Origin of the sequence: Leptospira tipperaryensis, assembly GCF_001729245.1 — a bacterium.
In the GTDB taxonomy this organism is placed as follows: domain Bacteria; phylum Spirochaetota; class Leptospiria; order Leptospirales; family Leptospiraceae; genus Leptospira; species Leptospira tipperaryensis.
Window position 1 is genome coordinate 3,080,175 of sequence record NZ_CP015217.1, and the last position, 26,191, is coordinate 3,106,365.

The window sequence follows — 26,191 nt, forward strand, 5'->3', positions numbered from 1 at the left end:
TCTATTTGTAATGATTCTTTCTAAGAGTCTCAATAACGCCGAGTTCTGTCTCCTAAAAAGAATGAATCCGAATCAAAATTGCAAAAAGATACATCAAAGAATTAGAAAAATAAAATCGCTCGAACTTCCAAATCGGAAGGTTTTCCTTTAAATTTAAAGAATATCGGGAACCTTTTTGAAATCCGATAACAACCGGAAAAGATCCTGTTCGATTTTTAGGTTGACAAAAATCCTATTTATTTCGACATCGAAATAAATGAAACAGGAATTTGCAATTCATCTGTTATCCAGGTCGAGAGATCGAATCCAGAAATTCTTAACCAAAGAATTCGAAAAGGAAGGGATCAAGGATCTCGTCCCAGCGCACGGAGGCGTTTTGTACGCTCTCGGAGTATCGGGAGAAATGACGATGGGAGAACTCGCCAAAGTATTGGATCGAACCAACTCGACGATCACTGCACTTTTGGATAAGATGGAAGAATTGAAATATATCAAAAGAATTCAATCCAGCGACGACGAACGCGTGTTTACCGCGGTTTTGACCGCAAAAGGAAAAACTACGAGAGAAGCCGTGATCCGCGCTTCGCAGACGACGACTCAGAAATTATACAAAGGGTTTCTTCCCGAAGAAAAAGAAACTCTGGTCCGTCTTCTGGAAAGGGTTCATTCTAATTTTGAAAAGTAAGAGAGTTTTATTTTTTAAAATCATTTATTTCGATATCGAAATAAATAAAAGGAGAAACTTATGTTCTTGGGAAAAACAATCGTGATCACAGGTTCCGCAAGAGGAATCGGAAAAGTAACCGCAAAGAATTTTCTGACAAAAAATGGAACCGTCGTAGTATCCGACGTCGATCCGATTCTTCTGGAAAAAACGATCGAAGAATTAAAGTCCCTAAAAGTCGGAAAGGTTTTTGGTCAACTCTGCGACGTAAAAGAAAAAGGCCAGATCAAGGAACTCGCCGATTTTGCATTCAAAGAAACCGGAAGTCTCGATATTTGGATCAACAACGCGGGGATCATCAAAGACGATCTTCTTTTGAGAATGAGCGAAGAAAAATGGGATCAGGTCTTTGACGTAAATTTAAAAGGTGCGTTCTTAGGAACACAAGCAGCCGCGAAGTATATGATCAAAAAAGAATGGGGTCGCATCATCAACATCGGTTCGGTTTCCGGCTTTTATGGAAACGGCGGTCAATCGAATTATTCCTCCGCGAAAGCCGGACTCATGGCTCTGACAAAATCCTCAGCGAGAGAACTCGCTTCGAGAAACGTAACGGTCAACTGTGTTGCTTCCGGTTTTATCGCCAACGACTTCGCACCGAATCTTCCCGAAGAAGTGAAAGAAGGAATCTTGAAAACAATTCCTCTCAAGATCGGGAGAAATCCGGAAGAATCGATTTCTTCCGCGATACATTTTTTCGCCTCTAACGAAGCGGATTGGATTACGGGGGCAACTCTTCGAGTCGACGGTGGAATGATGATCGGATTCTAAAATTAGAATGTATTTTAAAGAGTTCTGATTCCGATTTCGGAAAATTCTTTCCGATTGCAGACGAACTGAGCGATATCGATTTGTTTATGATGATCAAAGAGAAAGGTAGTCATCTTTCCGAAGAACCTTCCTTTATATTCTTCTTCCACAAATCGAATCCACGCAAGGATGTCGATCAGTTCGTGTGCAAGAAATTCGTAATTCTTTCCTTCGTGCGCGAACTTTTCTCTCGGGTTGAAAATTCTCTCTTCGTTTAACAAAATTACGTTTTCCAACGTAAAAGGATAATCCTTCAAACCTCCCGCCAAACCGATCTGATAAAATTTATCGGCTTCTTCGCCTGGTCGAAACGCGGTCGTTCTCGCGGAAGCGATATAAGAAAAAATTTCCGGTGTCAGTTCGGTTGTAATTCTGGAATTTCCGACCGTGGAGCCCGGATAACTCACCTGATGATCCAAGATGAGTTTGAGATTTCCTTCATCCGGTTCTAAAATACAATATCCCTTTTCCCAACTCATCACAAAAGGTTTTGCTACCGTGATCGGAGGAACTTCTCCGATCACCCGCAAGTTGTTTGCGATTCCGTCCAAATACACCTGATCGCAAAAATCGAAAGTCGGAAAACTCGACTTCTCAAGATCAAAATCAAGATAAAGACCGAAGGCGGACATGAGTGCGATCGGATGTTCGATGATCTTCACATCGCCCAATTGTATATTATGATTTCCTTTGATACAAAATTCCGGTTTGAGTTCGAGAGTTTTTTGAGAATGAGAGAATTTGGAAAAAGCTCCGGAGAACGGTTTTACCCGAATCGTAGAAGGTTGATTCTCCAGCGTGGAAACACCTTTTACTGAGAATTCTTTTTGAATGGTATAAGAATTTTTGACTTCGATAGGAAATCGATCTTCGACAAAGTGTTTTGGAAATCGATCAATCTCCGGGAATCGGTTTTTTTTGAGTTCGGAGATCGTTTGGAGTGTTGTGTGGATTTGCATTCTAAAACGACTATGGGCGTCATTTTTTCAAAAGAATGCAATCTTAAATCGAGAAGGAATGTTCCGGGTGAAACGTATCACCCGGAAAAATGGAATTAAACTCCGTAGAAAAGGAAAGACGCTACAATGGTCCAGATTCCTACTGCAATTCCAAAAATTCCCAACTTACCTTGGATGGGAGCCAATTTCGCAAGAAGTTCTGCTCCTTTCTTTTTGGCTTCTTCGTTCTTAGAGAGAACGTAAGTAGAGATGGTTCCGAACCCGAGGATGAATCCGAGAACTGCCTGTACGATGTTTCCTGCAAGAGCGGTTACCCAATAGATTGGCCAAGTTGGAAGCCATCCGAGTCCGAGAAGTCCTTGGAAAACGATTCCGTAAATTCCCCAGAAGCAGAAAACCAGACCGATCCATCCTTGATAAGGTGAAATCTTAGCGAGCAATTCCTTTGCATCCGGCTTTTTTGCTAAAAGCAAAGAAGGCACGGCAAGGATGCTGAGCACGATGAGTGTAATTCCTGATACCATTAGTATCTCCTGTTTGTTTAAATTCGATAGAACCTTATTTCCTTTCTTTATAAAAGTGAAAAAGAGGTTAGATCTCTCAGATCCATTAACTGTCCTGAGGTTTTTTTTTGCACCCTTTTTGGTTTTTGCGTCTTCTTTTATAAGAAAATCCGAATAACATTTGTTTGTTGATCGTTGTAAAAATTTTTCCTTCTTTTCTTTTTATCCTTTAGGCTTTTCAGAATCTAACCCTTTCCGGTCAAAACAAGAAACTTGGAAGATAATTGATTTATAATTTAATAAATATTATATAATTCGAAATATCTAATACTGTCACTTGACTTTACAATTGTCACAACATCTTTGAAGTGACAATTATTGGATCCGCTTAAAAGTGTTGTAATCGGACTTGTGATTCCTCATTTTTTTCTTTAAACTTTTTTAATTCAATTCTATAGAATGAAATGAATTTTCCCTTAGATTCTCCATAAGTCCGCTTTTACGGATTTGGATTTTTGAAAAGAAGGAGTTCCTACTTTTCGAGTTCATTGCGGCGGATTTGTAGAATCACAAAGAGTAGCCTTGTCTCTTCGGAGAAGCATTTCCTGTAATCACCAGAAAAGTATGAGTTCCTACTTTCCACTCGAAACTCAAATCTCGAACCTACCAATTTACAACCCAGAAACGTAGTTTCCATTCCTCGCCAAATGCCAAGTTAGTTTGGATTTTTCCGTTCTCAGATGACAAACTCGGCTTCGACAAAAACGCCTTTTATTCTTCCTCGGCCATTCAAAAAAATCCGAGAATTCCCTACAAATCCCTTGAAAAGTATGAGTTCCTACTTTTGAAAGGATCCACGGCGGATCGTGATTCTAAAGTCCTCATTCTCCCAAAAATCTTTCTCCCGATCCCTTCGAATTTCGCGGATTTTTGACCGAAGTAGGAACTCACACTTTCCAGTACAAGCGTTTTTCAGTTTTCCCCTTGACCGGAGGGGAACGTCGACCAGATTGGTTGAAAACGACTTAAAACAGGCCGGATCGATATGTACGCTATTATTTCAGTTGGAAACAGACAATTCAAAGTAACCCAAGATCAGGAATTCCTGACCGAAAAAACCGGTAAAAATGCGGGCGAATCCTTTGACGCGAAGGTTCTTCTCTTCGCAGAATCCAGCAATAAAGTTCATATCGGACAACCCGAGCTCAAAACCGCTCGTGTATCCCTGAAAGTTTTGGAAGACGTAAAAGGTGAGAAGATTCACGCTTACGTTTACAAAAGACGTAAGAACTATCAAAAAGCTTGGGGTCATAGACAACAGCTTCAGAAAGTTAAGGTAGTATCTCTCTCTGCGGTTTGATCGCCATTCGGATCACTCGCAAAGAAGAGTTATATTCTTCCTTAGAAAGTGAGGGACATTCCCCGACTTCCTTAGGAAAAAAGGGTGAGAATCTTCTCTGCTCTGCCGTCTCGGTTCTGGTTCAGACACTTTATCTGCACCTCCTCCAAACCGGTAACGCAAAACCCGCTGAGATCCGCGATGGATATCTCCGGTTCGAAGTTCTCCCCAAAGACAATGTTTTAATTCATAATAGTTTTGAATTGGTTCTCTCCGGACTTAAAAATCTGAAGAATCAATACCCGAAAGAAATGGAACTGATAGGAGTACCAGAAGATGGCACATAAGAAAGGTGGTGGATCCTCAAAGAACGGCCGGGATTCGAATTCCCAGAGACTCGGAGTAAAACGTTTTGGCGGAGAATCCGTTCTCGCCGGAAACATTCTAGTTCGCCAAAGAGGAACGAAGTTCCGCCCTGGCAATAACGTAGGACTTGGTAAAGATCATACTCTCTTTGCTCTCGTTCACGGAAAAGTAAAGTTCGAGATGGTTTCCAAGTTGAAAATGCAGGTTTCCGTTTACCCGGAATAACCCCTCATATTCAAACTCAAACCGGATGAACCGCAGTCTCCTGCCCGTTTCTGGGTCCGGACTCTGCGGTTTTTTGTTTTTTAGACTCATTTAAGAATTTTAGAATATTCAAATAACATGGAATCCTTTGTAGACGAAGTCGCAATAGAAGTTTACGCCGGACACGGCGGGCCAGGCTCTGTACATTTTCGAAGAGAAAAGTATGCGGAGTTCGGAGGTCCGGACGGTGGAGACGGCGGCATCGGCGGAAACATAATCATTCGCCCGAATCTTTCCATGTACACCCTCGACAAATATCTTTCGAAAAGAAAGTTCAAAGCCGAAGCAGGATTCCCCGGAGTCGGAGACAATTGTTCCGGTAAAAAAGGCGAAGACCTGATTCTTTTTGTTCCTCTCGGAACACAAATCTACGACGAAGAAACCGGAGACCTTCTTTTCGACTTCGTCACCGATACGCAAGAATACGTCGTGGTTCGCGGCGGACGCGGCGGTAAAGGGAATACTCATTTTAAATCTTCCACCAATCAAACTCCACGTTTTGCTCAGCCGGGAGAAGACGGAGAATATAAATTCCTAAAACTTTCACTCAAACTTTTGGCGGACGTGGGAATCGTAGGTCTTCCAAACGCGGGTAAATCGACTCTGATCTCAAAGATCACCGACGCGCATCCAAAAATCGCGGGTTATGCGTTCACCACTCTTTCTCCAAACCTTGGAGTTGTTAAACGAAGAGGAGACATCTTTCGTTTTACGATCGCGGATATTCCCGGAATCATAGAAGGCGCGAGTATGGGAATCGGACTCGGTCTTTCTTTTCTTCGTCACATCGAACGTGTAAAAGGAATTCTTTATCTCTTTGATTCTTCTTCCTTGGATATCGAAGAAGATTTGAAGATGCTTCGAAACGAACTTTCGACTTACAATCCGGAACTTCTCAAACGTCCTTATCTTATCGTCCTCAACAAAATCGATATCTGGGATGATTCCGAATTTACAAAGGATCTGATCTCCAAGGTCTCTCATTTAGGAAAGGTCGTTGCGATCTCAGCGGACCAAGAAACTAATTTAGAAGGACTTCTTGAAACGATGGATGAAACTTTTTTCAAGGATGAGATCGAGAAGGTCTTAAAACCGAAAGAATCAAAAACGAATTCTTCTCTTGAACAGGACACTTCGCTTCCTAAGGAAAGCGTCTTGGATGAAACGGAATAGGATCTTCGAACATGGAACGTTCTTCTCTCTCTGAAAAAATCCGATCTTCGGAAATGATCGTAATCAAAGTCGGCTCGGCGAGGCTTTCAGGGCCGGAGTCGGAAGTAAACGACTTCCTATTTCAGTTGGTGAGCGACATCCGTCATCTCAGAGACCTTGGCAAAAAGGTGATTCTGGTTTCCTCAGGAGCGATCGCTCGCGGCAAACTTTTGTTAAGCGAACTCCCCTCTTCCATTGCGTCCGGAGATTCTCTCTCGGAAAAACAAGCCTTGGCGGCAATGGGTCAAAATCGGCTCGTCAATCTCTACGACAGTTTTTTTTCCAAGGTAAACCTAAGTATCGCGCAGATTCTTTTTGGAGTCTTGGATCTGGAGTCTAAAGAAGGATACAAGAATCTTAAGAACACATTCACCCAACTTTTAGAATGGGGAATTCTTCCCGTCGTAAACGAAAACGATTCCGTCGCGACCGAAGAAGTGAGATTCGGAGACAACGACATGCTTTCGGCGCTCGTAAGTTTGATCGTAGGCGCGGATCTTCTCGTCATTCTTACGGGTGTGGACGGTTTTTTAAAAGAAGAACGAGTTGTTCCATTCTTAGAAAAAATTCGAAAAGAAGATTTGGATCTCGCGGGAGGACCGAGCGGTCCCGGAACCGGAGGAATGTTTACAAAACTCAAATCCGCCGGTTTACTTTCGGAAGCCGGAGTTCCGACCGCAATTTTGAACGGTAAAAGAATGCACATAATCCGGGAATTTTTGGAACAAAACACGATCGGAACGTTAGTCGCTCCTTCCGGAAATCGTGTTTTTTCCGAGGAAGACGTAAAGGAAATCATTCGAAAAAATCGGAACGGAAATGGAAACGGAGGAACTAATCTATGAAAGAAATAGAATATGTGGAAGATCTCTGCGCTCGCGCTAAAAAAGCGTCTCGAACTCTAAAAGCGCTCCCGTCTTCTCTCAAAAACAAAATCCTCCTTGATCTGGCTGATATATTAGAAAAACGGAAAGCGGAGATTCTATCCGCAAACGAGTTGGACCTAAAAGACGGAAAAGAAAAAAATCTTTCTTCAGCGCTTATGGACCGCCTTCTTCTAAATGATAAACGAATTACGGGAATGGCATCGGCTCTTCGAGAAATCGTTGCCCTTCCCGATCCGGTTGGCGAAGTCACGAGAGGTTTGACTCTCCCCAACGGACTCGAACTCGTCACGAGAAGAGTTCCTCTCGGTGTCGTGATGGTTATTTACGAATCCCGTCCGAACGTTACGATCGATGTCGGCGCACTTTCTTTTAAATCCGGAAACGCTTGTATCCTTCGCGGAGGAAGCGAAGCGTTTCACTCTAACGCGGCTTTGGTGAAACTTTTTCACGAAGTTTTGCAAAAAGAAGGAATCGACGTCGGTGCCGTTACTTTTGTAGACAAGACCGATCGCGCTTTTATGCTTCCTTTCTTTCAACAAACTTCGACGATCGATATCGTCGTCCCAAGGGGCGGAGAAGGACTGATCAAGTTTGTTTCAGAACATTCTAAAATTCCGGTCGTAAAACACGACAAAGGTGTTTGTAATCTTTTTATCGATCAAGACGCGGATCCGGAGAAAGTGATTCCCATCGTTATCAACTCAAAGGTGCAAAGACCCGGAGTTTGCAACGCGACCGAAAATTTAATTCTTCATACGGGATATCCGTTTCGCAAAGAACTTTTAGAGGCTCTCGCAAAACAAGGAGTCGATCTTTTACTCGATCCTTCTTCTCTTTCTCTCTATCCAAAAGGGAAAGCAGTAAAGGAAGAAGACTATTTAGAAGAATTTTTAGATCTGAGACTTTCGGTAAAAACGGTTTCCTCTTTGGAGGAAGCGTTAGCTTTCATTGAAAAAACTTCTTCCGGTCACACGGAAGCGATCGTAACCGAAGACTTAAGCACCGCGAAAATTTTCACCAGCTCTTTGGATTCCGCGGCCTTGTTTATCAATTGTTCTACTCGTTTTCACGACGGCGGAGAATTCGGCCTGGGAGCGGAAGTCGGGATTTCTACCGGAAAACTGCACGTTAGAGGCCCTATGGGTTTGGTTCACCTTACGACTACGACGACTTACGTGACCGGGAACGGACAAATCCGAGGATAGATATGCCTGAGGGAGATAAAATCCTCACCGGTATTTTCGGAGGGAGTTTCGATCCTCCACATGAAGGACATTCAGGAATTATTAAGTCTTTCTTTGCTGAAATTCCGGATTGTAAGGAAATTTTTTTAATCCCAAATCGGCAAAATCCACTCAAAGAAAAAAAAGCCACTACTTCCGAAGATATATTAGGAATGCTGCATCTATTTGTTCAGGAATTTTCGAATCCGATCCGAATACTCGACACCGAACTTAAGAAAGACGGCCCCAGCTACACGGTGGAAACTCTTCGAGAACTAAAGAAAACTTATTCTAATCGCGATTTTATACTTTTGATCGGTGAGGACAATTATGACAGCTTTCATAAATGGAAAGATTGGAGAATCATTCTAGAGAATGTTAAATTCGTCTGCGTCTTTCGGAGAGTCTCGGAAAGGGTTCCAGTAAATCCAAATCTGCAAGAAGTCTCGGATAAATTCACTTTCTTAAACAATCCCCTCCTTCCGGTCAGTTCTACGGAATTGCGGCGAGAATTTCAGTCCTCGATGGAAGCTTCGAGAGTTCTCGACAATCTTCGTGATTACATCAAAAAAAAAGATTTGTATCGAAAGTAGGATTACCGTCGGTTAACGAGCAGTAATCTCTCTTTTCTAAATCGCTTTTCTATTCGTTCGTCCGATTTGGTTCTTTCCATTTTTCTTATATAATTTTTTTCCAACGGTTTGGACATATGAAGGTCGCTTGCAACGGATCCGCTTTTTTCGAAGACCCGGTTGATTCTTCTATCTAAACGCCGTGGGTTTACAATCAAATAAGAATGACTCCCTTCTTCCATTGGCAAATCGAGATAAAAACCGACACCTTTTAAAAAAGCACCTTTACCGCTCGAAATCGAAAATCGGCGGAAATAGGAATTCGAAGCCAACCTCCCGTATAAAACCGTTCTCCAACTGAAAGAATAAGATCTCCTGGAATCGAAATGAATTCTTGATTAATCGGAATTCTTTATAGAAACCGTTCCATTCTCAGTTCCAAATCTGATTTTGATAAGTGATCTACTTTTTCAGCCCACAAGGCAGTCTTTCCTTTCTGGAGATATACAAAAAGGTTCGCTGATTCCAAGGCAGTCCTTATCAAAGGTGGAGAGAAAGGAATATCGTTTGACCTTCGCTAAAAAAGGAAGAAGGTTTTTAAATGAACAAGAAAGTAAAAAAGATACTGGATCAAATTTCGGTGCTCGAAGAGGAACTTCGAAACGAATTGAAAGAGCACGAATTACAAGCGATCTATGAATTAAACGAAGGAAAAGCATTTTTTGAAAAGAAGATAAAAGAAGCTCACAGACGATTGAGAATGGGCATTTTTTCTTGGATCCGAACAAGCCGTCCGCAAAACGTTCTTTCTACTCCCTTTATTTATATCATCATCGTTCCATTAGTTTTTCTTGATATATCAATGACAATCTATCAGGCAATTTGTTTTCGACTATATGGAATTCCCGCCGTAAAAAGATCCGATTACATCTCGCTTGATCGACATCGTTTAAGCTATCTCAATCTTCTCGAAAAAATCAACTGTGATTATTGCGGTTATGCAAACGGATTATTCGCCTATTTCACCGAAATCGGTGCACGAACCGAACAGTATTGGTGTCCCATCAAGCACGCCCGCAAAAACCTAATCGTCCACAAACGTTATCCATATTTTATTGACTACGGCGATGCAAATAAATTGCACGCACGTTTCGACAAACTTAGAATCTTACTCAACCAATCCATCGAAAAGGAGAAGCGATAGAATCCAATTCAGAATGTGTCAAGAGATCCGTTTGAAAAAACGATTTGGGACGATGTACCAGTTGCGTTTAGACGAACTTCTCATAAATCCAAGAAAGCCTTTAACAATAAGATTTTGTCGGAACTACGACAACAGTTATCCAATTCGTTAAAAGCCCAGCCTGTAAAACAGAAGAATTCCATTCTCCCTAAATTCCGCGTTTAGGCGAACTTCGCATAAACGTTACGGAGACTTTACTAGCTCAATCCCGTCGGAACTGCAACAACCAACGACAACGATTATTCGGTCCGCAAAGCACTACACGTAAAACAGAAGAATTCCATTCTCCCTAAATTCGCGTTTATACGAACTTCGCCTAAACGTTACGGAGACTTTACTAGCTCAATCCCGTCGGAACTGCAACAACCAACGACAACGATTATTCGGTCCGCAAAGCACTACACGTAAAACAGAAGAATTCCATTCTCCCTAAATTCGCGTTTATACGAACTTCGCCTAAACGTCGACTTTCCTCACATCACAAAAAACTCAGGTCCGCCCTCGCCATTCCAAACCGAAACGCAAAACCGTCGAAACGAGACCTCGTATTCTCTTTGCAAGTCCGACGTCGAGAAGCAGCGCACCTTAAATATAAAACACATTCTTCCTTGAGAGAAAACGGGAAATCGGACTGGAGCCTTTCTTCGGAAAAAAATAGAATTTTCAAATCATTCTCCCCCTACAGTCTGGACTCATGAAGGCAGACTTCTTTTATGATCCGGAAACGATCCGTAGAGTTTTAGGATCACCCATCGATACTTGGTTCAAAAAGGAATCTCAGATCACCAGCATCACGACCGCTTCGAATGAAGCGGAAGCAGGTTCGCTCTTCGTCCCACTTCGAGGAAATCGAGACGGACACGAATTCATCCGGGACGCACTCTCTCGAGGCACCTCTTATTTTTTAATCGAAGAAAACCATCCTTTACGCGCAAGCCTCTCTCCGGAAGAAGAACAAAAAGCGATCTTTGTAAGCGATACGTTACTCGCGCTTGGAGGTCTCGCGGCCTTTCATCGCGCACGTTTCCGCCCGATCATTATTGCGGTTACCGGATCGAGCGGCAAAACGACTACAAAGGAACTCCTAGGAAATTGTCTTCGCAACTTGGAAGAATCCGCATTGGTCGTCACTGAAAAAAACTATAACAATGAAATCGGTCTTCCTTTTACGCTCTTTCGAATCACCGATCAGACTCGGATTGTGGTTTGTGAAATGGGGATGAATCATAAAGGTGAAATCTCTCGACTTTCGGCCATCGCAAAACCGGACTTCGCGATCATTACGACAATCGGCACTGCACATATCGAATTTTTAGGAAGCCAGAAAAATATCGCGAAAGCAAAGGCTGAAATCGTAGAAGGATTCTCCAACGGAGGAAAACTTTTTTTTCCAAGTAATGGAGAATATTCTAAAATTCTAAAGAAGAAACTTCGTAAATTCGGAGGGAAACTGATTCTTACCGAGCCGGAAAGGACGTTTAGAATCTTAGATAAAAAACCTCTCGGTTTCTCTCTCGAATACAAAGGCAAAATAATCGATTGGAATCTTCCCGGAGAAAAACTCCTGGGAAATCTTGCGCTTTCAGTGGCTTGTCTCGAAACGATCGGAGCTCCGGAAGACTGGATCTTGGATGGGATCTCGAGCTTTCGATCCGGAAACAAACGACTCGATTTACAAAACGGAAAGTATTCGGTTATAAACGACACATACAATGCAAATTATGAATCTATGATATCCTCTCTCGAAGTCGCGGATCAACTCGCGAACGGAAAGGATTTTTACGCGGTCTTAGGCGACATGAAGGAGCTGGGAAAACATTCCTTCACATTTCATAAGAAATTAGGAAAACGTTGCGCGGAATTTAAGAATTTAAAAGGACTCTTTACGTTCGGACAGGACGCGAAGTGGATCCAAGAAGAATTTTTAAAACGTTCGGATTCATCAAAATTCTCATATCACTTTCCGGGAACGACGGAAGGCCTCAAAGAACTCTTGGATATCTTTCTCGAAAAAGTTCCCGAATCTTCAGTCGTTTTAGCAAAAGCTTCGAGAGGAATTCAACTGGAACGCTTCGTAGAAGCTCTTCCAGTTTAGTACTTGCAAACCACTTATCGAAAAGAATTATCTTACGCAGGAGAAACGAACTTGAGCGCAAAAGTTGCAATCATCATGGGAAGTCATTCCGATTGGGAAACGATGAAAGAAGCCGAACTCATCCTCAAGGATTTCGGAGTTTCCGTTCACAAAGAAATTGTTTCCGCTCACAGATCTCCCGAACTTATGTTAGAATTTTCTAAATCTGCAAAGGACGCCGGCTATTCGGTTATCATCGCAGGCGCCGGAGGCGCCGCTCATCTTCCGGGGATGGTTGCTTCGATGACTACACTTCCCGTCTTAGGCGTTCCGATTCAGAGCAAGGCTTTGAACGGTTTAGACAGTCTTCTTTCCATCGTCCAGATGCCGGGCGGAGTTCCCGTAGGAACTTTGGCTATCGGAGCCGCGGGGGCTAAGAATGCGGGGTTACTCGCGATTAGAATTCTCTCTCTTCAGGATTCTAAACTCGCAGAGAAACTTTCCAAATATCGGGATCAAATCCGCGAAGACGCGCTCTCTAAGAATAAGGATCTTCTGTGACACAAAAGAAAGTTCTTCTTCCCGGCGCCAAGCTCGGAGTCATGGGCTCCGGTCAACTCGCGAGAATGTTTGCGTTGGAAGCGATTCCGAACGGTTACGAAGTTTTTGTCTATTCTCCGGATTCACATTCTCCGGCGGGAGGCGTGGGTGCGAAGGAATTTGTCTCCGAATACGACGACAAAGAGGCGCTCTTATCATTTTTAAAATCGATCGATGCTCTTACTTTCGAATTTGAGAATATTCCAGAAACTGCACTTTCTATCATCGAGGAATTTGAAAAAGAATCCAACCTCATCGTACGTCCTTCTCCGAATTGTATTCGAATCGCACAAAATCGCTGGAAAGAAAAATCTTCCTTTCGCGAGGCAAAAATCCCAACTGTAAATTTTTATCCCATTTTCACCGATCAGGATAAAAACGAAACTCCGTCCAAGGTTTCTTACCCTTGTATTCTAAAAACGAATACGATGGGTTATGACGGGAAAGGACAAGTGAAGTGTAAGTCAAAGGAAGAATTGATTTCAACGCTTTCAACTCTCCAGGAGTTCAATCATATCGTGGAGGAATTCTTTCCTTTTACTTCCGAGGCCTCCGTAATCATTGCGAGATTTCAAGACGGAACGATCTCGCATTTTCGTCCCTCCTTAAACATTCATAAGAATCATATCTTAGATCTCACCTTTCATCCCGGAAATTTTTCTCCGAACATCGAAAAGAACCTCGTCGACTTCGCAAAAAAATTGGCCGAGGAGATCGACTACGTTGGAGTTTTTGGAATCGAATTTTTTATCAAAGGAGATGAAATTCTCTGTAACGAATTTGCACCGAGACCGCATAACTCGGGTCATTTTACGCAAGACGGAGGTTCTCTCTCGCAGTTTTCTCTTCAGTTGAGAACACTCTGCAACCTTCCTTCTCCGAAAGAAATCCCCGTGAGAGCCGTTACAATGAAGAATATTCTGGGAGAAGATTACAAACCAGGATCCAAACTCTGGAATCAAACATTAGAAAATCCTCATTATCATCTCCATCTCTATGGAAAAACGGAAGCAAGAAAGGGAAGAAAGATGGGGCACTGGAATTACTCGGGTCCGAATCCGGAATCCGCTTTCAAGGACTGGGAATAGGATTCGAGATTCTAAAACTTCCTTTTTGTAATCCGCTTCGATTTGTCTAAAAATTAAACACATTCCAAAATTCTTAAAAACAAACGTGCGTTCAATACCCTCTTGTTTTCTTTGGAAGTTATTATTTTTTAATAGAATCCATTTTTTTTCTTTCCTCTTCCTTTAAAATGAAGGGCAGTTGTACCTGAGGAGGAATCGAAATGAGATTCTATTATTTATTAAGATCATCGTTTCGAACCGTGCTTCCTCCTCTATTTCTATCTATTGTTTTGAATGTGTTTACGGCCAATTGCTGGTCTAACGCTTTTTTCAAACCTCCGGTAGAATGTGTGGGTAACATAAACAACGGGCTTTGTCCGAAAGAGAATTCTTTCGGTTTGATCTTAACGGGAATATATGCCGGATTCTTATATGCTGAAAACGCAGTTACAGTTTCTAATTTAGCAAATTATTCTATTCTTCAATCCGGTTTTTTAGTCGGTAAGGCGCAGACTCCTTCCGTGTATGTTTCTTTGGACGATGCGCCGGGAACCTTCGTATCGGTGGACGCTTCTTCCCAATGGAGATATCAACTCCCCGCACCCGCAGTTACGGGAACCTTCTGGAAATTGGGGACAAAACATAAGATTTCGGTCTTTGCGGTCGACGCGTTAGGCAGCATCTTCGGCGGGAAAACCGTAAATGTAATCAAAGGAATGAACCGAGATACAAACGGGGACGGTTTTGCGGATGTCATTCTTTCGGTTTCACCGGGTAATGCGGTTGTCGGGTACGGTCTTGTATTCTTAAGTCATGGAGATACGGGAATCCCGTCTACCGCACCGGACTCAATTCTTACGGATGGTCAAGCCGGAGGAACCTATTTCGGAGATCGGATCGGTTCCGGAGATTTTAACGGAGATGGTTATGCTGATATGCTCATCGGCGCTCAAGCTTCACCCGCATTCGGTACGATCGGAGCCGCGTTTATCTTTCACAGCTCCGGTCAAAATGGAATTCTTAGTCAAAATTTACTTTCCGGCGGTTCGTATAACACTTTGATCCAAGGACAGAACGGCGGGGAAAGACTCGGCTCAATGGTGTTAGGCGGAGACGTAAACAATGACGGTTATGACGACGCAATTCTAACTTCTCCTTGGGTGAACGGTCTAGGATATATTTTTTATAGCCAAGGACCGTCCGGAGTTCCGTCCAAAAATTTAGGAGCGGGCGGATTGGCCGACATAAAGTATTTGGGGGCGGCCGATAATTTCGGTTCGAGTTCCAGCGTTGGGGATATCAACGCGGACGGATACATGGATCTTGTCATAGGCGCTCCCACATTCAACACAAACCAGGGAAGAATTTATATCTTTATATCAAATGCGGGAACACTTCCTCTAACACCGCAGTATTTAATTTCGCCTAACGCGCAATGTCCTCCGGGGGGAGGATGTGGTTACGCCTCGTCCATGATTCAACTTGCGGATTTCAACGGAGATTCTTGCGCCGATCTCGCGGTAACCGCACAAGGATATGGAACGAACAGAGGGCTCGTATTCGCTTATCATTCTAACTGCAGTTCCACAAATCCGTTTTCGAACACGCCGAGTACAACTTTACTCGGGCCTTCTCTTTCCACATGCAATGCCGGAAACAACTGTAGCTTTGGCTCTTCTATGTCCGCCGGAGATACAAACGGAGACGGTTTTGCCGACCTCCTCGTCGGGGCCTATCAAAGTTCAAACAATTTTGGAAACGTCTATTTATTTCAGAGTGCGGGCGCAAACGGAATTGTAAACGTAGATTTAAGTTCCGGAGGTACCGCCAATGCAACGTTAGGTGGAGAATCCGCCGGCTTGAACTTCGGAATTTTTTCGGTTCTCCAGGACATAAACGGAGATGGATTATCCGATATCCTTGTTTCCGCACCGGATCCAATCGCAACAGGAGCTTCGCAGGTCGGAAAAGGTAAGGTTCATTTTTTTAAGAACGTTCCTTCCGTCGGTCCGGGCAATCAAAACCTGAGCACGGGAGGAAAGGCAACGGCCACTCTGACTTATGTAAACGGGCTTTCTTTTGGAAATTCGGTCGCCTTTGATCAAATCGATTTATTAGAATCGAAGATTTCCTTTCTTTTCCGTTAATCGTTCCACAAAAAAAGGTCGGAGGAACGTTCAGCTTTTTTAGAAGATCAAGCCTATCCTTTTGAAAGGACTCCGGAGAACGGCTTGGAATCACAAACCGATTTTTCGATTTTAGGGGAAAAACGCTAAGAACGGATTCCAAAATCAAAAAGGAAATTTGCAGGAACCAGGGAAAAGTATTTCACCCTCTTTTCGTTTTTGCGAGATGGGCTCTACGATTCAAAACGGAGGAGTTCCCGCATTTTTTAGATCTTGAGGCAAACTTATAAACCCGGGATCGGTCACTCACAGATCACTCGTCATTCTCGGCTTTCCCATCTTCTTGTTTCGACAAACCGTCGCCAAAGGAAAAGAAACCTGCAACTGGATCAAGGTTCGAATCCGATCGTTTGGGGAAAATCAATACATTAGAATATTCTAATTTTCCATTTCATTTTCTCCACGAAAATGAAAACCGCCTCGAAGGAGAAAATTCCAAAATCTTCCCCTTCGAAAGCTTAATCTTACCCACAAGTTGTATGGATCTTCAGAAAATCTGTCGGAACTACGACAATTCTTCCGTAAAAGTCGCGCGCCCCGCCCAAATTTTGGGTGGAGGGGCGGGTGGCGGGAAAATTCCGGTCAAATCCCTCATATCAGAAAAACATACTTTTTGCAAGTACAAACTTCCGTGTAGGAACTCCTAAAATAGCCCTTTCTTGAAGTAAGATTCTCTTCACAGGTTCCTCACACATGCAGGTAAGGTCATACTGAAATCGGAAAATCAAACGTTCGGCTTACCGATCGAAAAATATTGAAAACCCTCTTTTTTCATCAGCTCGGGAGAATATTGATTTCTACCGTCGAAGATCACATTCGATTTTAATAATGTTTTGATCTTACCGAAATCCGGTTCCCTAAATTCTCTCCATTCTGTGAGAAGAAGAAGCGCGTCCGCTTCCTTGAGAGCCGAATACGCGTCCGAGGAATATTCCACTTTTCCTTGAAAGTAGACGGCCGAGGTTTCCTTGGAAACGGGATCGTAGACTTGTAACTTAACGTTTTTATCATGGAGTTGTAAAAGAAGGGGAATGGAGGGGGCCTCTCTCATGTCGTCGGTTCCGGGTTTGAAGGAAAGACCCCAGACCGCCAAGGTTTTGCCGGAAAGATTCGATTCTCCATAGAACTTTACGATTTTCTCATAGAGTCTGAGTTTTTGGGCTTCGTTGACTTCTTCCACTTTACGAATGATTTGCAGAGGAGCGCCTTCGTCTTCGGAAGTTTTGATCAGAGCTCGAACGTCCTTTGGAAAACAAGAACCTCCGTAACCGATTCCCGCATAAAGAAATTGTCTTCCGATTCTAGAGTCGGTTCCCATTCCTTTGCGAACGTCTTCGTAGTTTGCTCCTACGACTTCGCAGAGATTGGCGATCTCGTTCGAAAAAGAGATCTTTGTCGCGAGAAATGCGTTACACGCGTATTTTGTAAGTTCCGCTGAGACGACGCCCATTCTTAAAATCGGATTTCCGTTTAATACGAAAGGAGCGTAGAGTTGTGCGACCAAGTCCCCCGCTCTCTGCGTGTCGGAACCGATCACGACTCTTTCCGGGCGCATAAAGTCGTCGATCGCAGCTCCTTCTTTTAAGAATTCGGGATTGGAAACGACGTCGAATTCTTCTTTCGTTTCGTTCGCTATGATTGCTTTGACCTGAGCCGCAGTTCCAACCGGAACCGTGGATTTGTCCACGATGACCTTGTAACCGTTGATCGATTTCCCGATTTCCCTCGCGACCGCAAAGACCGCGGAAAGATCGGAAGAACCGTCCGGAAGAGTGGGAGTTCCCACGGCGATAAATATGAGGTCGGTTTTTTCCACGCCCTCTTTGAGAGAAGTGGTAAACTCGAGTCTTTTTTCCTTAGCGTTGTTTAATACCAACTCGGAAAGACCGGGTTCATAAATAGGAATGATTCCTTTTTTGAGATTTGAGATCTTCGTTTCGTCTTTATCGACGCAAATCACTTGATTTCCGTATTCCGCAAAACAAGCGCCCGCAACGAGGCCGACATAACCGCTTCCAATCACACAAACTTTCATATTGAGAACCAGGATTCCGGACTTTCCGGACTTAGAAAGAAAAATAAATCGAGATCAAACGTCTTTTTTGAGGCTGCTCTTCACCGGCAACCAAGCAGCGCCTTCGAATTTCGGAAGATCCAGACGCTCCAATTCAAAAGAAAGAATTCCGTCTTTCCAGAGATAACTGTTTCCTACGTGATTGTCGCCTTCGTGTAAAGCGAGACCGAGGGAATATTTCCCGGCCGAAAAGTTGAGAGGAAGTTGAAACTTCGCCGTAACGGATTCTCCAGCGAGAATGTTTTTCAAAGAATTGCCGAGGTGAAACGTATTTGTTCCGAACGCACGGATTCCTCTCGCGTCGTCGATATGAAAACCCACGGTCAAATCCGGAATATCTTTTTGAAACCTCGCTCCGACCTCGATCTCGATCTCCGCGCCTACGGGAAGAATTTTCGGATTGATCTGACCCTTATACTTCAAACTCAGAGAAAGGCTTTCCAAGGGAGAATCTTTTTGCAAGGGAAGAATCGATTCTTCTCCCGAGCCGGATTCCGCGATGATCTGCATATATTCCCGAAAACCTTCCACCGGATCTCCGTCGAACACAAGTTTGCCTTTTTCTAAAATCAAAACTCTCGAACAAACGGATTTGAGAAGTTCCAGGTCGTGACTTACGATCAAGGTCATCGTTCCCTGTTCTTGAAACGAACGAAAACGATGAAGACATTTTTGCTGAAAGCTCGCGTCTCCGACGGCAAGGGCCTCGTCTACGATGAGGATATCCGGTCTCGAAAAAGTAGCCAATGCAAAACCGAGACGCATCACCATTCCGGAAGAATATTGCTTAATTGGAATATTCTTAAATTCTTTTAAACCTGAGAATTCAAAAATTTCGTCCATTGAAGAAGTAATCTCTTTCGGACTGAGTCCCCAGACAAGACCGTTGTAATAGAGGTTTTCTTCCCCGGAAAGTTCGGGATTGAATCCCACTCCCAATTCTAAAATGGATCTGAGAGAACCCGATTTTGTGATTCTTCCGGAAGCATAGGAAGAAACTCCCGTGAGAACTTTTAGGAGCGTGGATTTTCCGGCTCCGTTTCTTCCGATCAAACCCACGATTTCTCCGGGTTCGACTTGAAAGCTGATGTCCTTGAGAGCGCTATAACGCACGTCGTTTCCAAAAAAACCGAGCGTGAGAACGTTGAGAATTCTTTTGGAAGGTCCGCTAAAACCGTTATAAACCTTGTGGAGACTTTCTACTTTTAGGCTCAAAGATGGTCCAGGATCACGGAATGAAATTTAGAACGGCAGAGAATTCCGATCGAAGGGATTAGAATCAAATACGGAAGAAATTCTTTCCAATGAAAAACCGGAACGAAGTCGTTTAACAAAACAAAACGAAAGATTTCCAGAGGGAAGTTGAGAGGATTCCAGACGTTGATCGAATGTAAAAAACCGGAGGAAAGATAGAGAATCGGCAAAGACCAAAAGAAGAATTGGGAGATCAGTCGGATCAGAGGGGTGATATCCCTAAGAATCACGTTGGCCCTCGCCAAATATCCCTGAATAAAGGACAAAAGCCCACCGACTGCAAACATCACCAAAATCGCGAGCGGAAACAGAACTACATTCAGTTTATTGAATACAATGAGAACGATCAAAACCGGAACCGCTGTCACCAAAAAATGAATGAGCATCTGAACAAAGGGAATCCAGAGAAAAATTTCGGGTCCTAAGGGGGATCTTTTGATCAGCTGACGATTTTCCGTAAGAATGGAGGTTCCTCGGATCATATATTCCTGAAGAGGAACCCAAAAAAGAAGACCGCTAAACGCGTAGCCTATAAAATCGACCGCCGATTCCGGGTTTCCTTTGAGATGTAAAAATAAGAATACGATTGTGTAGATGAGGATGATGCTAAGATTTTGGACGAGCATCCAGGAAATTCCGAGAGCGCTTCCGGCAAATTGTAAGGCATAATCTCGCCTCACTAAAATCCAAAGAATCGGTAAATTTTTCAACACTTCGTTTGAGCCTGAAGAACCTTACCTTCCTTACAGGAATAGATCCCGTCAATTCCAAAAATCCACTGGTCTATCAGTTCCAATCCGAGTGCTTCTAAGAGTTTTTTGAAATTTTTATAGATCCAGAGATCGTCCTTACTTGGTTTCGAACTCGATTCCGGATGATTGTGCGCGATGATCACGGAAGAAGCCGCGTCGTTTAAGATGATCTTCAGAAGATCCCGGCTCTGCACTCCCACTTCTTCTAAACTTCCAACCGCCACGATCTCGGCTCGTAAAACCGCACCTTCCGGAGATAAGGTGATGAGAACAAAACATTCCCTATTTTTAGGAATCAAACTGGTTGAAAGAAAATTGATGAGTTGCTCGGAAGAATAACGTTTCCCCTTGAGAGCTTCCCATTTGAGACGTCTTGCGAATTCAATGGCCGCGAGCAGAGTCGTAGCCTTCGCGTGACCAATACCCGGTATTTGAATCAGGTCCGAAACTTTCTTTTGGAGGAGCCCGCCCAAACCTCTGCTGTGATGCAGAATGTTCCGACTCAGTTCCTCGATCGGTTGAGCCCGATTTCCCCTTCCCAGAAGTACCGCCAAAAGTTCCCAATCTTGTAGGGACTCGGCTTCATACGCTATGCGCGCTCTGGGATCCGGGAAAGGGCTCAACCTTTCCGAGAGTTTTCCGCCAGACTTCAAATCCGCTTCAGGTTGTTCTTACTGAGTTCAGACAGAGAATCTGCAAACCAGGTCCCCTGTTGAACTACTTCCCCTTCGAAAGCCTCTTCCAGATAATCCGCGAAGGATTTCAGATTGGACTCTCCCGCACGACTTCTTTCCCTCCAATTAGGGCCAGCGCCTGCGAGACCACCGCGTTTTCTCTGGTAATTAGCTGATTCTTGCAGAGATCGAATGATCATAGTCTTCTCTCCATTCTTATTAAATTAGACGACATAAACCGATAAAACCACAAATAATTCCACTTAACGGATATATATATACTACTCAAAACATTAGTAAATGTCAACTAAAAACGCTCAAAATTTTAAAATCCTTCGATTTTGGAATCCAGAGCGATGATGAGTAATAAAACCTGTGGTTTTCCTCCGTTTCTGTTCTTTATCTTAACTTTCCCCCCGGACAAAACGTTTCCCTTTGGATTTTTTTTTCGTACTTCTCGCGTTTTTTTTAGAATTCCCGCCCTCTGAAAGTGGATCGAAGAACCGTTTTCGATGTGGGGAAAACGCAAAGCACGTCACTTGGAAAGGGCAAATGGCACCTTAAGTTCCTAATTTCTTTTGTTTTTCTGCTTTTGTCATTCGCGACCAACGCGGAAACGAGTTCGATTTCGGATTCTCCAAAGGATTTGAGTCCGTTCTTCTTTCTTACGAAATCCGATTCTTCCTTGGTTCTGGGAATTTTTACCGAGGCAAAAAAAGAAAGGCTTCCTTCGTACGGGGCCAAACTCGCTCTTCCGATCTTTCAGAAGAATCCAAGACATCTCTGGAAAGGATCGTTTCTCTATGAGAATCAAAGATTTCCGGAAAACGAAAATCGCGCGTTTCATCGGTTTTTTTCCGGTCTGGAATATTCTTACCTTTCTCCCGGAAATCAAATTCGTCTTTCTTGGCTCGCGGGTTGGGAAAGAGGAGAAATCGATCTTTTTGTTTTTGGAATGCGCCTGGAAATTTCCGAAAAACAGGGAATTCAAGTTCTCGGAAAAAGCGGAGGGGATTTCAGAAACGTTTCGATTTTACTCCATTCTCCTTTGGAAAAAGAACTCAAACTCTTTTTGGGCGCGTCTCGCGCCTGGAACGAAACGATCACCGAAGATCGGTTCTTTTTAGGAATCGGATTTTCATGGGAAAATATCCAAACCTCAAGCTTTGGGAATGAAAACCAAGAACATTCCATTTCTAGCATATTTGAATTTCAGAATGTTCTAAACCCGGAAGAATTTCCAAAGAAGGAATTGGTTCCTAAAAAACTTCCACCCAAAAAAAGAATTCCATCTTTTTCGAAATTCTCTCTTGGGGTCCAGGAACTTTTATCTGCGGGATTCTCCCTAAATTCTTCTTTGCGGATTTCCGGAGAAAGTTCTCGTTCCAGGGAAGAATTTTTCGAATTCTTAGATTCTCTTTCCGAGAAGGAAAAAAATCGGATCTTTGTTCTTTTGAAAAAAAAGAATTCGAACCAGAAGAAGGAGAAACGTTGATGTTTTTTCTTTTTTGTTCTCGGGTCGTTCCATTCAATTTTTATTTTCGGATTTTCCTTCGTAGTTTCGGTTCCATCCATTTCTTTTATTCGGCTCGTTTTTTGATTTCGATCTCGGATCGTTGCCGGCTTCCGCCTTCAAAATTTGTTTCGAAATCGATTTTATCTTTCCAAACTGAAATCCATCATTTCCTTCCAAACAGAAGTTTATCGACGAATAGAATTCGTTTTTTTGAATATTCTACGATTCTACTTTATGCAAGGATTTTTTTAGGGACGATTCTTTTTGTTTTTCCGTTTTTCTTTCCTCTTTTCTCGGAAGAATCCAGGATCGGAGCTACATTGGAAACCTACAATTCTCGTTATCTTCGAAATGAAAAGGAAAACTGGTTTTTGAAAACTTCCAATTGTCCGATCAAACTCAAAAGTCCGAGCGATGAATTCCCTTCCTGTTGGACGGCCTTTTTGGAAACCAGAAACGGAAAACCCTTTGTTTCCGGAAAATGGGAAAACCGGTTTGCGAGAGCGGGCTTTGGTCATCGGTTTCGACCTCTGGAGAATTTTTATTTTTTGAGGGACAACGATTTTTATACCGCGCTCCCGGAGATAGAACAACCGATTCATCGTTCGGCGTTTGTAAATTTCAAATTTGCGGACTGGGCCTTCGGTTCTTTTTATTCCGAAACGGAAGCACGCAAACGAGGCGGTTATTTTCTCGTTTCTCCCAAAAGAATATTCGAATTTGCTTATGCTCCTGAATTGGAAACTCACTACACGTCCTTCGATTTTAAATCAAAGAACTTTCGTCTTCCCGGTCCGAAGATCGTTTCTCGGATCCAAACCTTTGGTAGAAAACGGCAATGGGACGGAACCTTTTATACTTCGATTTTTTCGGATCGCCTCGATACGGAATTTAGAATCACGGGTTATCGCGGAAAAACTCAGGATCTTTTTGCGATCGACCCCGATCGTAGAGAACTGGATGGAAAAGCGAGGCTTGCACGTTTTGGAATCGTTTCCCATTCTTACTTTTCCTTGGAATGGATCCGCGCCTGGAATCAATCCCTTGTTTCGGAAACGGATTCGCGGTCTTTTTCCGAAGTTTCTTCCATGGAAACGATGGAGAATCCAAACTCTCAACAATGGCAGATCCTCGGCGCCAAGGCTCCTCTTTACTTCGGAGACTTCGGTGGAATTCTTTTTTCGCTTCGGAATTATTCTCGGGACGCGTCCCAAGAAACTTTGGGAAGAGGTCTTTACTACGCGCTTCAGAAAAAGAATTTTTCAATCGAAGCGGGGCAAGAATGGAGAACCAACGGGGATCAAATCGCGGAAGGAAAATGGTCCTTTCGTGTGGACGAATCTTGGAACTTGGAAGGCGCTTTTTTATTTCAAAAAGAAGGCAATCGGATGGATTCTCTTTTTGAGGCGAGGACTGCGAGGGACGAAACGAGCCTGATTTTTACGGATCGGAATTCTTCGTTTCGTTTGAGGCTTCTTTCGCCTTACGTCGCTTTTACGGTCAGTCATTCCCGCAAAAAAGAAAACAAAAACGACGGGATCTGGATCAACCTACAAGTTCAGTTTCCTTTTTAGGGTTTTTAAAAAAAGCCGTCGAGCTCCGACAGAAGCGAGACTCTGAGTTTCACAAAAAAGTAGGAACTCCTATTGGAATCGTATAAAATATCTTCTCGTCAAAAGTTCATCCACCGCGAGAAAAACCGAATTTGTGGGAACTCCCCGTTTTCGGGGTTCGAGATTCAAAAGACGAAATTTTTCTTCTTCCTTTTGTAGCATGGATCCATTTTTTTAAGACCTAAAACACTTTAGAAGATTGGAATGTATTTCGAGGACAATGTTTCAGAGAGGCGAATTCTTTTTGAAAAACCGTTTTAAACGGATCGGTCTCAAATCCTCGTTCTCTGCGGACGTTTCACCCGATCTAAGATTCGTTTTTTCGAAATTTTTCTGGGAAGAACTTAGAGCTTTCCCCATTGGGAAGGAAAGCTTTTTGTAGTTTACGGAATTCTAAGATCGAAAATCGAGAAGAAAGCGGAAGTCGGAGATCTTCAGTCGAGTTTTACTCTGAATTCTTGAATCAAGTGGATGAGGAAAGTCATGATCCCGGAAAAAATATAAAAGAATATCAATCCGTAAATGAGCCAAGGCCAACGGTTGAGTCCGATCGAAACAAGTAGAAGCGTAACCCCACCGATGAGCAAAAATACTCTCGTAGGATTGAGTTTGGAACGAATCGCGGCTTGCGGTTTCGAATAACGTATATTGGATACCATGAGGATCGCGATCAAAACAAAACCGATGATAGTCAGCCAATGAGGTGCGGAGTTTGCGTTTAAAAAAATCGGAAAAAATCCGACCGTAACTCCGGCGACGGGAGAAGGAAGTCCCGTAAAGGATTTGGGATCGTGAGCCACGTTGAATCTCGCGAGTCGATAAGCGGCGCAGATCGGGAAGATCGCAGCGATGAGCATTCCGATCGGAAAAAGATCCTCTTTTCCGAAGACGTCGATTTTGTATTCGGAAAGAACCATCTGATACATCAAGTATCCCGGAGCGATTCCGAAAGCTGTGAGATCGGCGAGGCTGTCCAAATCCGCTCCCAATTCCGAGGTGGCGTTCAATGCGCGTGCAACCATTCCGTCCAATCCGTCAAAAAGCGCGGCGAGCAATATAAAGAATCCTGCAAGTGTATAAGCCTGTAACTCGCTTCCACCTCTGGATCCCGCTTCCGACGCTATAAGCATCGCGCTGAATCCCATCGTGAGATTTCCAAGAGTGATTGTATTGGGTACCCAGCTGAGTTTGAGTTTCATGAAAAGATCTCCTGTCTAGAGGGACTGACGGTAAAATCGATATCTCTTTTGTAACCTTTCTGGAACAAATAGTATCCCAGTGTAGCCACCATTGCCCCGTTGTCCGTACAATAAATTTTTTTCTTCGGGCTAAAAAGTTCCACAGAATTCTTTTCCGCCCAAGACTGCAATCGTTTCTGAAGAGTGGAGTTTGCGAGCACCCCTCCTCCGGCAAAAACCCTTCGAATCCCCGTTTTTGATACCGCTCTTTTGAGGTTTCTTTCCACGAGATCGAAAGCTGAATTCTGAAAGTTCCAACAGATCTGTTCTTTGGAAAGATTCTTTTGTTTTTCCAGAAGGACCATTACGGCCGTCTTTAACCCGCTAAAAGAGAAAGACACCTGATCCTGGGGAAGATTTCGTAAGAGCGGAGGAAGCACTGGTTTTTCGTCGGGGGCGGGTTTGTATTCCAGGGCCTTGGCTTCGATATAAGGGCCGCCGGGATAGGGAAGATCCAAGAGTCCTGCGACCTTGTCAAAGGCTTCTCCCAGAGCGTCGTCCATCGTATCTCCGACAAGTTCCATTCTTCCAAATTCTTTCAGATTGTAAATTGCGGAGTTGCCTCCGGACAAGAGGAGTCCGAGGACCGGGAATTCTGTGGGAACTCCCTCTAAATGGAGAACTGCGAAATGAGACTGAAGGTGACAGACCGGTAAGATCGGAGTTCCATAGACCATGTGAATACATCGGGCCATCTGAGCTCCGACCATCAAAGATCCTGTCAACCCGGGAGAAGAAGTCACAGCGACATAGGAAAGTTCTTCGAAGGAAACCTTGGCTTCCTCCATCGCTTCTTCCAAGAGAAAATTGATTTTTTCGAGATGGGCACGCGACGCAATCTCGGGCACAATTCCTCCGTAGGGTTTGTGCATATCGATCTGACTAAAAATCCGGAGGCTGAGCAATTCTTTCCCGTCGCGAACGATTCCGATCGAGGTCTCGTCGCAACTGGTTTCGATTCCCATTCCGATCATAGGAGAACCCGATTCACAAAAGAATTGAATCTTGCGAAAGAATGTCGTAACAACGACAGACCTCCGT

At 43.5% G+C, this 26,191-nt stretch carries 25 protein-coding genes; 16 read left to right on the forward strand and 9 right to left on the reverse strand.

Annotated features, from left to right (window positions below):
* Nucleotides 1-256: 256 nt before the first annotated feature.
* Together A0128_RS14360 and A0128_RS14365 are read left to right on the forward strand one after the other, a co-directional pair.
* Nucleotides 257-685: a MarR family winged helix-turn-helix transcriptional regulator gene (locus A0128_RS14360; RefSeq protein ID WP_069608145.1), complete on the forward strand. Its 429-nt coding sequence runs from the start codon at nucleotides 257-259 to the stop codon at nucleotides 683-685.
* A gap of 60 nt (nucleotides 686-745) precedes the next feature.
* Nucleotides 746-1,495, forward strand: coding sequence for an SDR family NAD(P)-dependent oxidoreductase (locus A0128_RS14365; RefSeq protein ID WP_069608146.1), 750 nt, complete (start codon nucleotides 746-748; stop codon nucleotides 1,493-1,495).
* A gap of 14 nt (nucleotides 1,496-1,509) precedes the next feature.
* Here A0128_RS14365 and A0128_RS14370 read toward each other — a convergent pair whose 3' ends face one another.
* Both A0128_RS14370 and A0128_RS14375 read right to left on the reverse strand, forming a co-directional pair.
* Complete coding sequence (locus A0128_RS14370) at nucleotides 1,510-2,493, reverse strand: UDP-3-O-acyl-N-acetylglucosamine deacetylase (protein ID WP_069608147.1); 984 nt, start codon at nucleotides 2,491-2,493, stop codon at nucleotides 1,510-1,512.
* A 95-nt stretch (nucleotides 2,494-2,588) separates the two neighbouring features.
* Entirely contained in the window at nucleotides 2,589-3,017 is a 429-nt protein-coding gene (locus A0128_RS14375; protein ID WP_069608148.1) for a hypothetical protein, read from the reverse strand.
* Nucleotides 3,018-4,041: 1,024 nt separating this feature from the next.
* On the opposite strand from A0128_RS14375, the gene rplU reads away from it, so the two are divergent.
* The 12 genes from rplU (at nucleotide 4,042) to A0128_RS14445 (ending at nucleotide 15,990) form a co-directional block, all read left to right on the forward strand.
* Nucleotides 4,042-4,356 carry a 50S ribosomal protein L21 gene (gene rplU, locus A0128_RS14380; RefSeq protein ID WP_069608149.1) on the forward strand — a complete coding sequence of 105 codons (315 nt, stop codon included), beginning with the start codon at nucleotides 4,042-4,044 and terminating at the stop codon, nucleotides 4,354-4,356.
* On the forward strand, nucleotides 4,353-4,682 hold the full coding sequence (locus A0128_RS14385) for a ribosomal-processing cysteine protease Prp (RefSeq protein WP_069608150.1): 330 nt from the start codon (nucleotides 4,353-4,355) through the stop codon (nucleotides 4,680-4,682). The genes rplU and A0128_RS14385 overlap by 4 nt, the downstream gene beginning before the upstream one ends.
* The gene (gene rpmA, locus A0128_RS14390) at nucleotides 4,672-4,926 is read left to right on the forward strand and encodes a 50S ribosomal protein L27 (RefSeq protein ID WP_002629808.1); all 255 of its coding nucleotides are present in this window, start codon (nucleotides 4,672-4,674) and stop codon (nucleotides 4,924-4,926) included. The genes A0128_RS14385 and rpmA overlap by 11 nt, the downstream gene beginning before the upstream one ends.
* Nucleotides 4,927-5,043: 117 nt before the next feature.
* A complete protein-coding gene (gene obgE / locus A0128_RS14395) occupies nucleotides 5,044-6,138 on the forward strand; it encodes a GTPase ObgE (RefSeq protein ID WP_069608151.1) in 1,095 nt (364 codons plus the stop codon).
* Nucleotides 6,139-6,149: 11 nt separating this feature from the next.
* Complete coding sequence (gene proB / locus A0128_RS14400; RefSeq protein WP_069608152.1) at nucleotides 6,150-7,022, forward strand: glutamate 5-kinase; 873 nt, start codon at nucleotides 6,150-6,152, stop codon at nucleotides 7,020-7,022.
* A complete protein-coding gene (locus A0128_RS14405) occupies nucleotides 7,019-8,269 on the forward strand; it encodes a glutamate-5-semialdehyde dehydrogenase (protein ID WP_069608153.1) in 1,251 nt (416 codons plus the stop codon). The genes proB and A0128_RS14405 overlap by 4 nt, the downstream gene beginning before the upstream one ends.
* A 2-nt stretch (nucleotides 8,270-8,271) precedes the next feature.
* On the forward strand, nucleotides 8,272-8,880 hold the full coding sequence (gene nadD / locus A0128_RS14410) for a nicotinate (nicotinamide) nucleotide adenylyltransferase (protein WP_069608154.1): 609 nt from the start codon (nucleotides 8,272-8,274) through the stop codon (nucleotides 8,878-8,880).
* A gap of 580 nt (nucleotides 8,881-9,460) precedes the next feature.
* Complete coding sequence (locus A0128_RS14420) at nucleotides 9,461-10,063, forward strand: hypothetical protein (RefSeq protein ID WP_069608156.1); 603 nt, start codon at nucleotides 9,461-9,463, stop codon at nucleotides 10,061-10,063.
* 733 nt (nucleotides 10,064-10,796) lie between these two features.
* Nucleotides 10,797-12,197: a UDP-N-acetylmuramoyl-tripeptide--D-alanyl-D-alanine ligase gene (locus tag A0128_RS14430; protein WP_069608158.1), complete on the forward strand. Its 1,401-nt coding sequence runs from the start codon at nucleotides 10,797-10,799 to the stop codon at nucleotides 12,195-12,197.
* Between the two features lie 51 nt (nucleotides 12,198-12,248).
* Nucleotides 12,249-12,737, forward strand: coding sequence for a 5-(carboxyamino)imidazole ribonucleotide mutase (gene purE, locus A0128_RS14435; protein WP_069609313.1), 489 nt, complete (start codon nucleotides 12,249-12,251; stop codon nucleotides 12,735-12,737).
* Entirely contained in the window at nucleotides 12,734-13,864 is a 1,131-nt protein-coding gene (locus tag A0128_RS14440; protein WP_173662774.1) for a 5-(carboxyamino)imidazole ribonucleotide synthase, read from the forward strand. The genes purE and A0128_RS14440 overlap by 4 nt, the downstream gene beginning before the upstream one ends.
* 200 nt (nucleotides 13,865-14,064) lie before the next feature.
* Nucleotides 14,065-15,990, forward strand: a complete 1,926-nt coding sequence (locus A0128_RS14445) for an FG-GAP-like repeat-containing protein (protein ID WP_069608159.1) — start codon at nucleotides 14,065-14,067, stop codon at nucleotides 15,988-15,990.
* A gap of 763 nt (nucleotides 15,991-16,753) precedes the next feature.
* Here the strand turns inward: A0128_RS14445 and A0128_RS14455 are convergent.
* From A0128_RS14455 to A0128_RS14475, 5 genes are read right to left on the reverse strand one after another with little or no spacing between them, the layout of a single operon-like run.
* On the reverse strand, nucleotides 16,754-18,064 hold the full coding sequence (locus tag A0128_RS14455) for a UDP-glucose dehydrogenase family protein (protein ID WP_069608161.1): 1,311 nt from the start codon (nucleotides 18,062-18,064) through the stop codon (nucleotides 16,754-16,756).
* Nucleotides 18,065-18,118: 54 nt separating this feature from the next.
* Entirely contained in the window at nucleotides 18,119-19,318 is a 1,200-nt protein-coding gene (locus A0128_RS14460) for an ABC transporter ATP-binding protein (RefSeq protein WP_069608162.1), read from the reverse strand.
* Nucleotides 19,315-20,070, reverse strand: a complete 756-nt coding sequence (locus tag A0128_RS14465; RefSeq protein WP_069608163.1) for an ABC transporter permease — start codon at nucleotides 20,068-20,070, stop codon at nucleotides 19,315-19,317. Before A0128_RS14465 ends, A0128_RS14460 begins: the two co-directional genes overlap by 4 nt.
* Nucleotides 20,064-20,762 (reverse strand): JAB domain-containing protein, encoded by a 699-nt coding sequence (locus A0128_RS14470; RefSeq protein WP_069608164.1) that lies wholly within the window; start codon nucleotides 20,760-20,762, stop codon nucleotides 20,064-20,066. Before A0128_RS14470 ends, A0128_RS14465 begins: the two co-directional genes overlap by 7 nt.
* Entirely contained in the window at nucleotides 20,759-20,983 is a 225-nt protein-coding gene (locus A0128_RS14475) for an LIC12298 family protein (RefSeq protein WP_069608165.1), read from the reverse strand. The genes A0128_RS14470 and A0128_RS14475 overlap by 4 nt, the downstream gene beginning before the upstream one ends.
* Nucleotides 20,984-21,297: 314 nt before the next feature.
* Here A0128_RS14475 and A0128_RS14480 point away from each other — a divergent pair, with 314 nt between their 5' ends.
* Both A0128_RS14480 and A0128_RS14485 read left to right on the forward strand, forming a co-directional pair.
* Nucleotides 21,298-22,278 carry a hypothetical protein gene (locus A0128_RS14480; protein ID WP_156781850.1) on the forward strand — a complete coding sequence of 327 codons (981 nt, stop codon included), beginning with the start codon at nucleotides 21,298-21,300 and terminating at the stop codon, nucleotides 22,276-22,278.
* Between the two features lie 158 nt (nucleotides 22,279-22,436).
* A complete protein-coding gene (locus tag A0128_RS14485) occupies nucleotides 22,437-23,873 on the forward strand; it encodes a hypothetical protein (protein ID WP_427854351.1) in 1,437 nt (478 codons plus the stop codon).
* A 473-nt stretch (nucleotides 23,874-24,346) separates the two neighbouring features.
* Here A0128_RS14485 and pssA read toward each other — a convergent pair whose 3' ends face one another.
* Together pssA and tsaD are read right to left on the reverse strand one after the other, a co-directional pair.
* Nucleotides 24,347-25,111: a CDP-diacylglycerol--serine O-phosphatidyltransferase gene (gene pssA, locus A0128_RS14490; RefSeq protein ID WP_069608166.1), complete on the reverse strand. Its 765-nt coding sequence runs from the start codon at nucleotides 25,109-25,111 to the stop codon at nucleotides 24,347-24,349.
* Nucleotides 25,108-26,124 (reverse strand): tRNA (adenosine(37)-N6)-threonylcarbamoyltransferase complex transferase subunit TsaD, encoded by a 1,017-nt coding sequence (gene tsaD / locus A0128_RS14495; RefSeq protein ID WP_069608167.1) that lies wholly within the window; start codon nucleotides 26,122-26,124, stop codon nucleotides 25,108-25,110. The genes pssA and tsaD overlap by 4 nt, the downstream gene beginning before the upstream one ends.
* Nucleotides 26,125-26,191 lie beyond the last annotated feature (67 nt).

Coding starts and splice junctions, on each gene's coding strand:
- A0128_RS14370 (WP_069608147.1), bottom strand. CDS start 2,493: ATGCAAATCCACACAACACTCCAAACGATCTCCGAACTCAAAAAAAAC.
- rpmA (WP_002629808.1), top strand. CDS start 4,672: ATGGCACATAAGAAAGGTGGTGGATCCTCAAAGAACGGCCGGGATTCG.
- nadD (WP_069608154.1), top strand. CDS start 8,272: ATGCCTGAGGGAGATAAAATCCTCACCGGTATTTTCGGAGGGAGTTTC.
- A0128_RS14420 (WP_069608156.1), top strand. CDS start 9,461: ATGAACAAGAAAGTAAAAAAGATACTGGATCAAATTTCGGTGCTCGAA.
- A0128_RS14375 (WP_069608148.1), bottom strand. CDS start 3,017: ATGGTATCAGGAATTACACTCATCGTGCTCAGCATCCTTGCCGTGCCT.
- A0128_RS14430 (WP_069608158.1), top strand. CDS start 10,797: ATGAAGGCAGACTTCTTTTATGATCCGGAAACGATCCGTAGAGTTTTA.
- A0128_RS14455 (WP_069608161.1), bottom strand. CDS start 18,064: ATGAAAGTTTGTGTGATTGGAAGCGGTTATGTCGGCCTCGTTGCGGGC.
- A0128_RS14360 (WP_069608145.1), top strand. CDS start 257: ATGAAACAGGAATTTGCAATTCATCTGTTATCCAGGTCGAGAGATCGA.
- tsaD (WP_069608167.1), bottom strand. CDS start 26,124: ATGATCGGAATGGGAATCGAAACCAGTTGCGACGAGACCTCGATCGGA.
- A0128_RS14475 (WP_069608165.1), bottom strand. CDS start 20,983: ATGATCATTCGATCTCTGCAAGAATCAGCTAATTACCAGAGAAAACGC.
- A0128_RS14445 (WP_069608159.1), top strand. CDS start 14,065: ATGAGATTCTATTATTTATTAAGATCATCGTTTCGAACCGTGCTTCCT.
- proB (WP_069608152.1), top strand. CDS start 6,150: ATGGAACGTTCTTCTCTCTCTGAAAAAATCCGATCTTCGGAAATGATC.
- rplU (WP_069608149.1), top strand. CDS start 4,042: ATGTACGCTATTATTTCAGTTGGAAACAGACAATTCAAAGTAACCCAA.
- A0128_RS14365 (WP_069608146.1), top strand. CDS start 746: ATGTTCTTGGGAAAAACAATCGTGATCACAGGTTCCGCAAGAGGAATC.
- pssA (WP_069608166.1), bottom strand. CDS start 25,111: ATGAAACTCAAACTCAGCTGGGTACCCAATACAATCACTCTTGGAAAT.
- A0128_RS14405 (WP_069608153.1), top strand. CDS start 7,019: ATGAAAGAAATAGAATATGTGGAAGATCTCTGCGCTCGCGCTAAAAAA.
- obgE (WP_069608151.1), top strand. CDS start 5,044: ATGGAATCCTTTGTAGACGAAGTCGCAATAGAAGTTTACGCCGGACAC.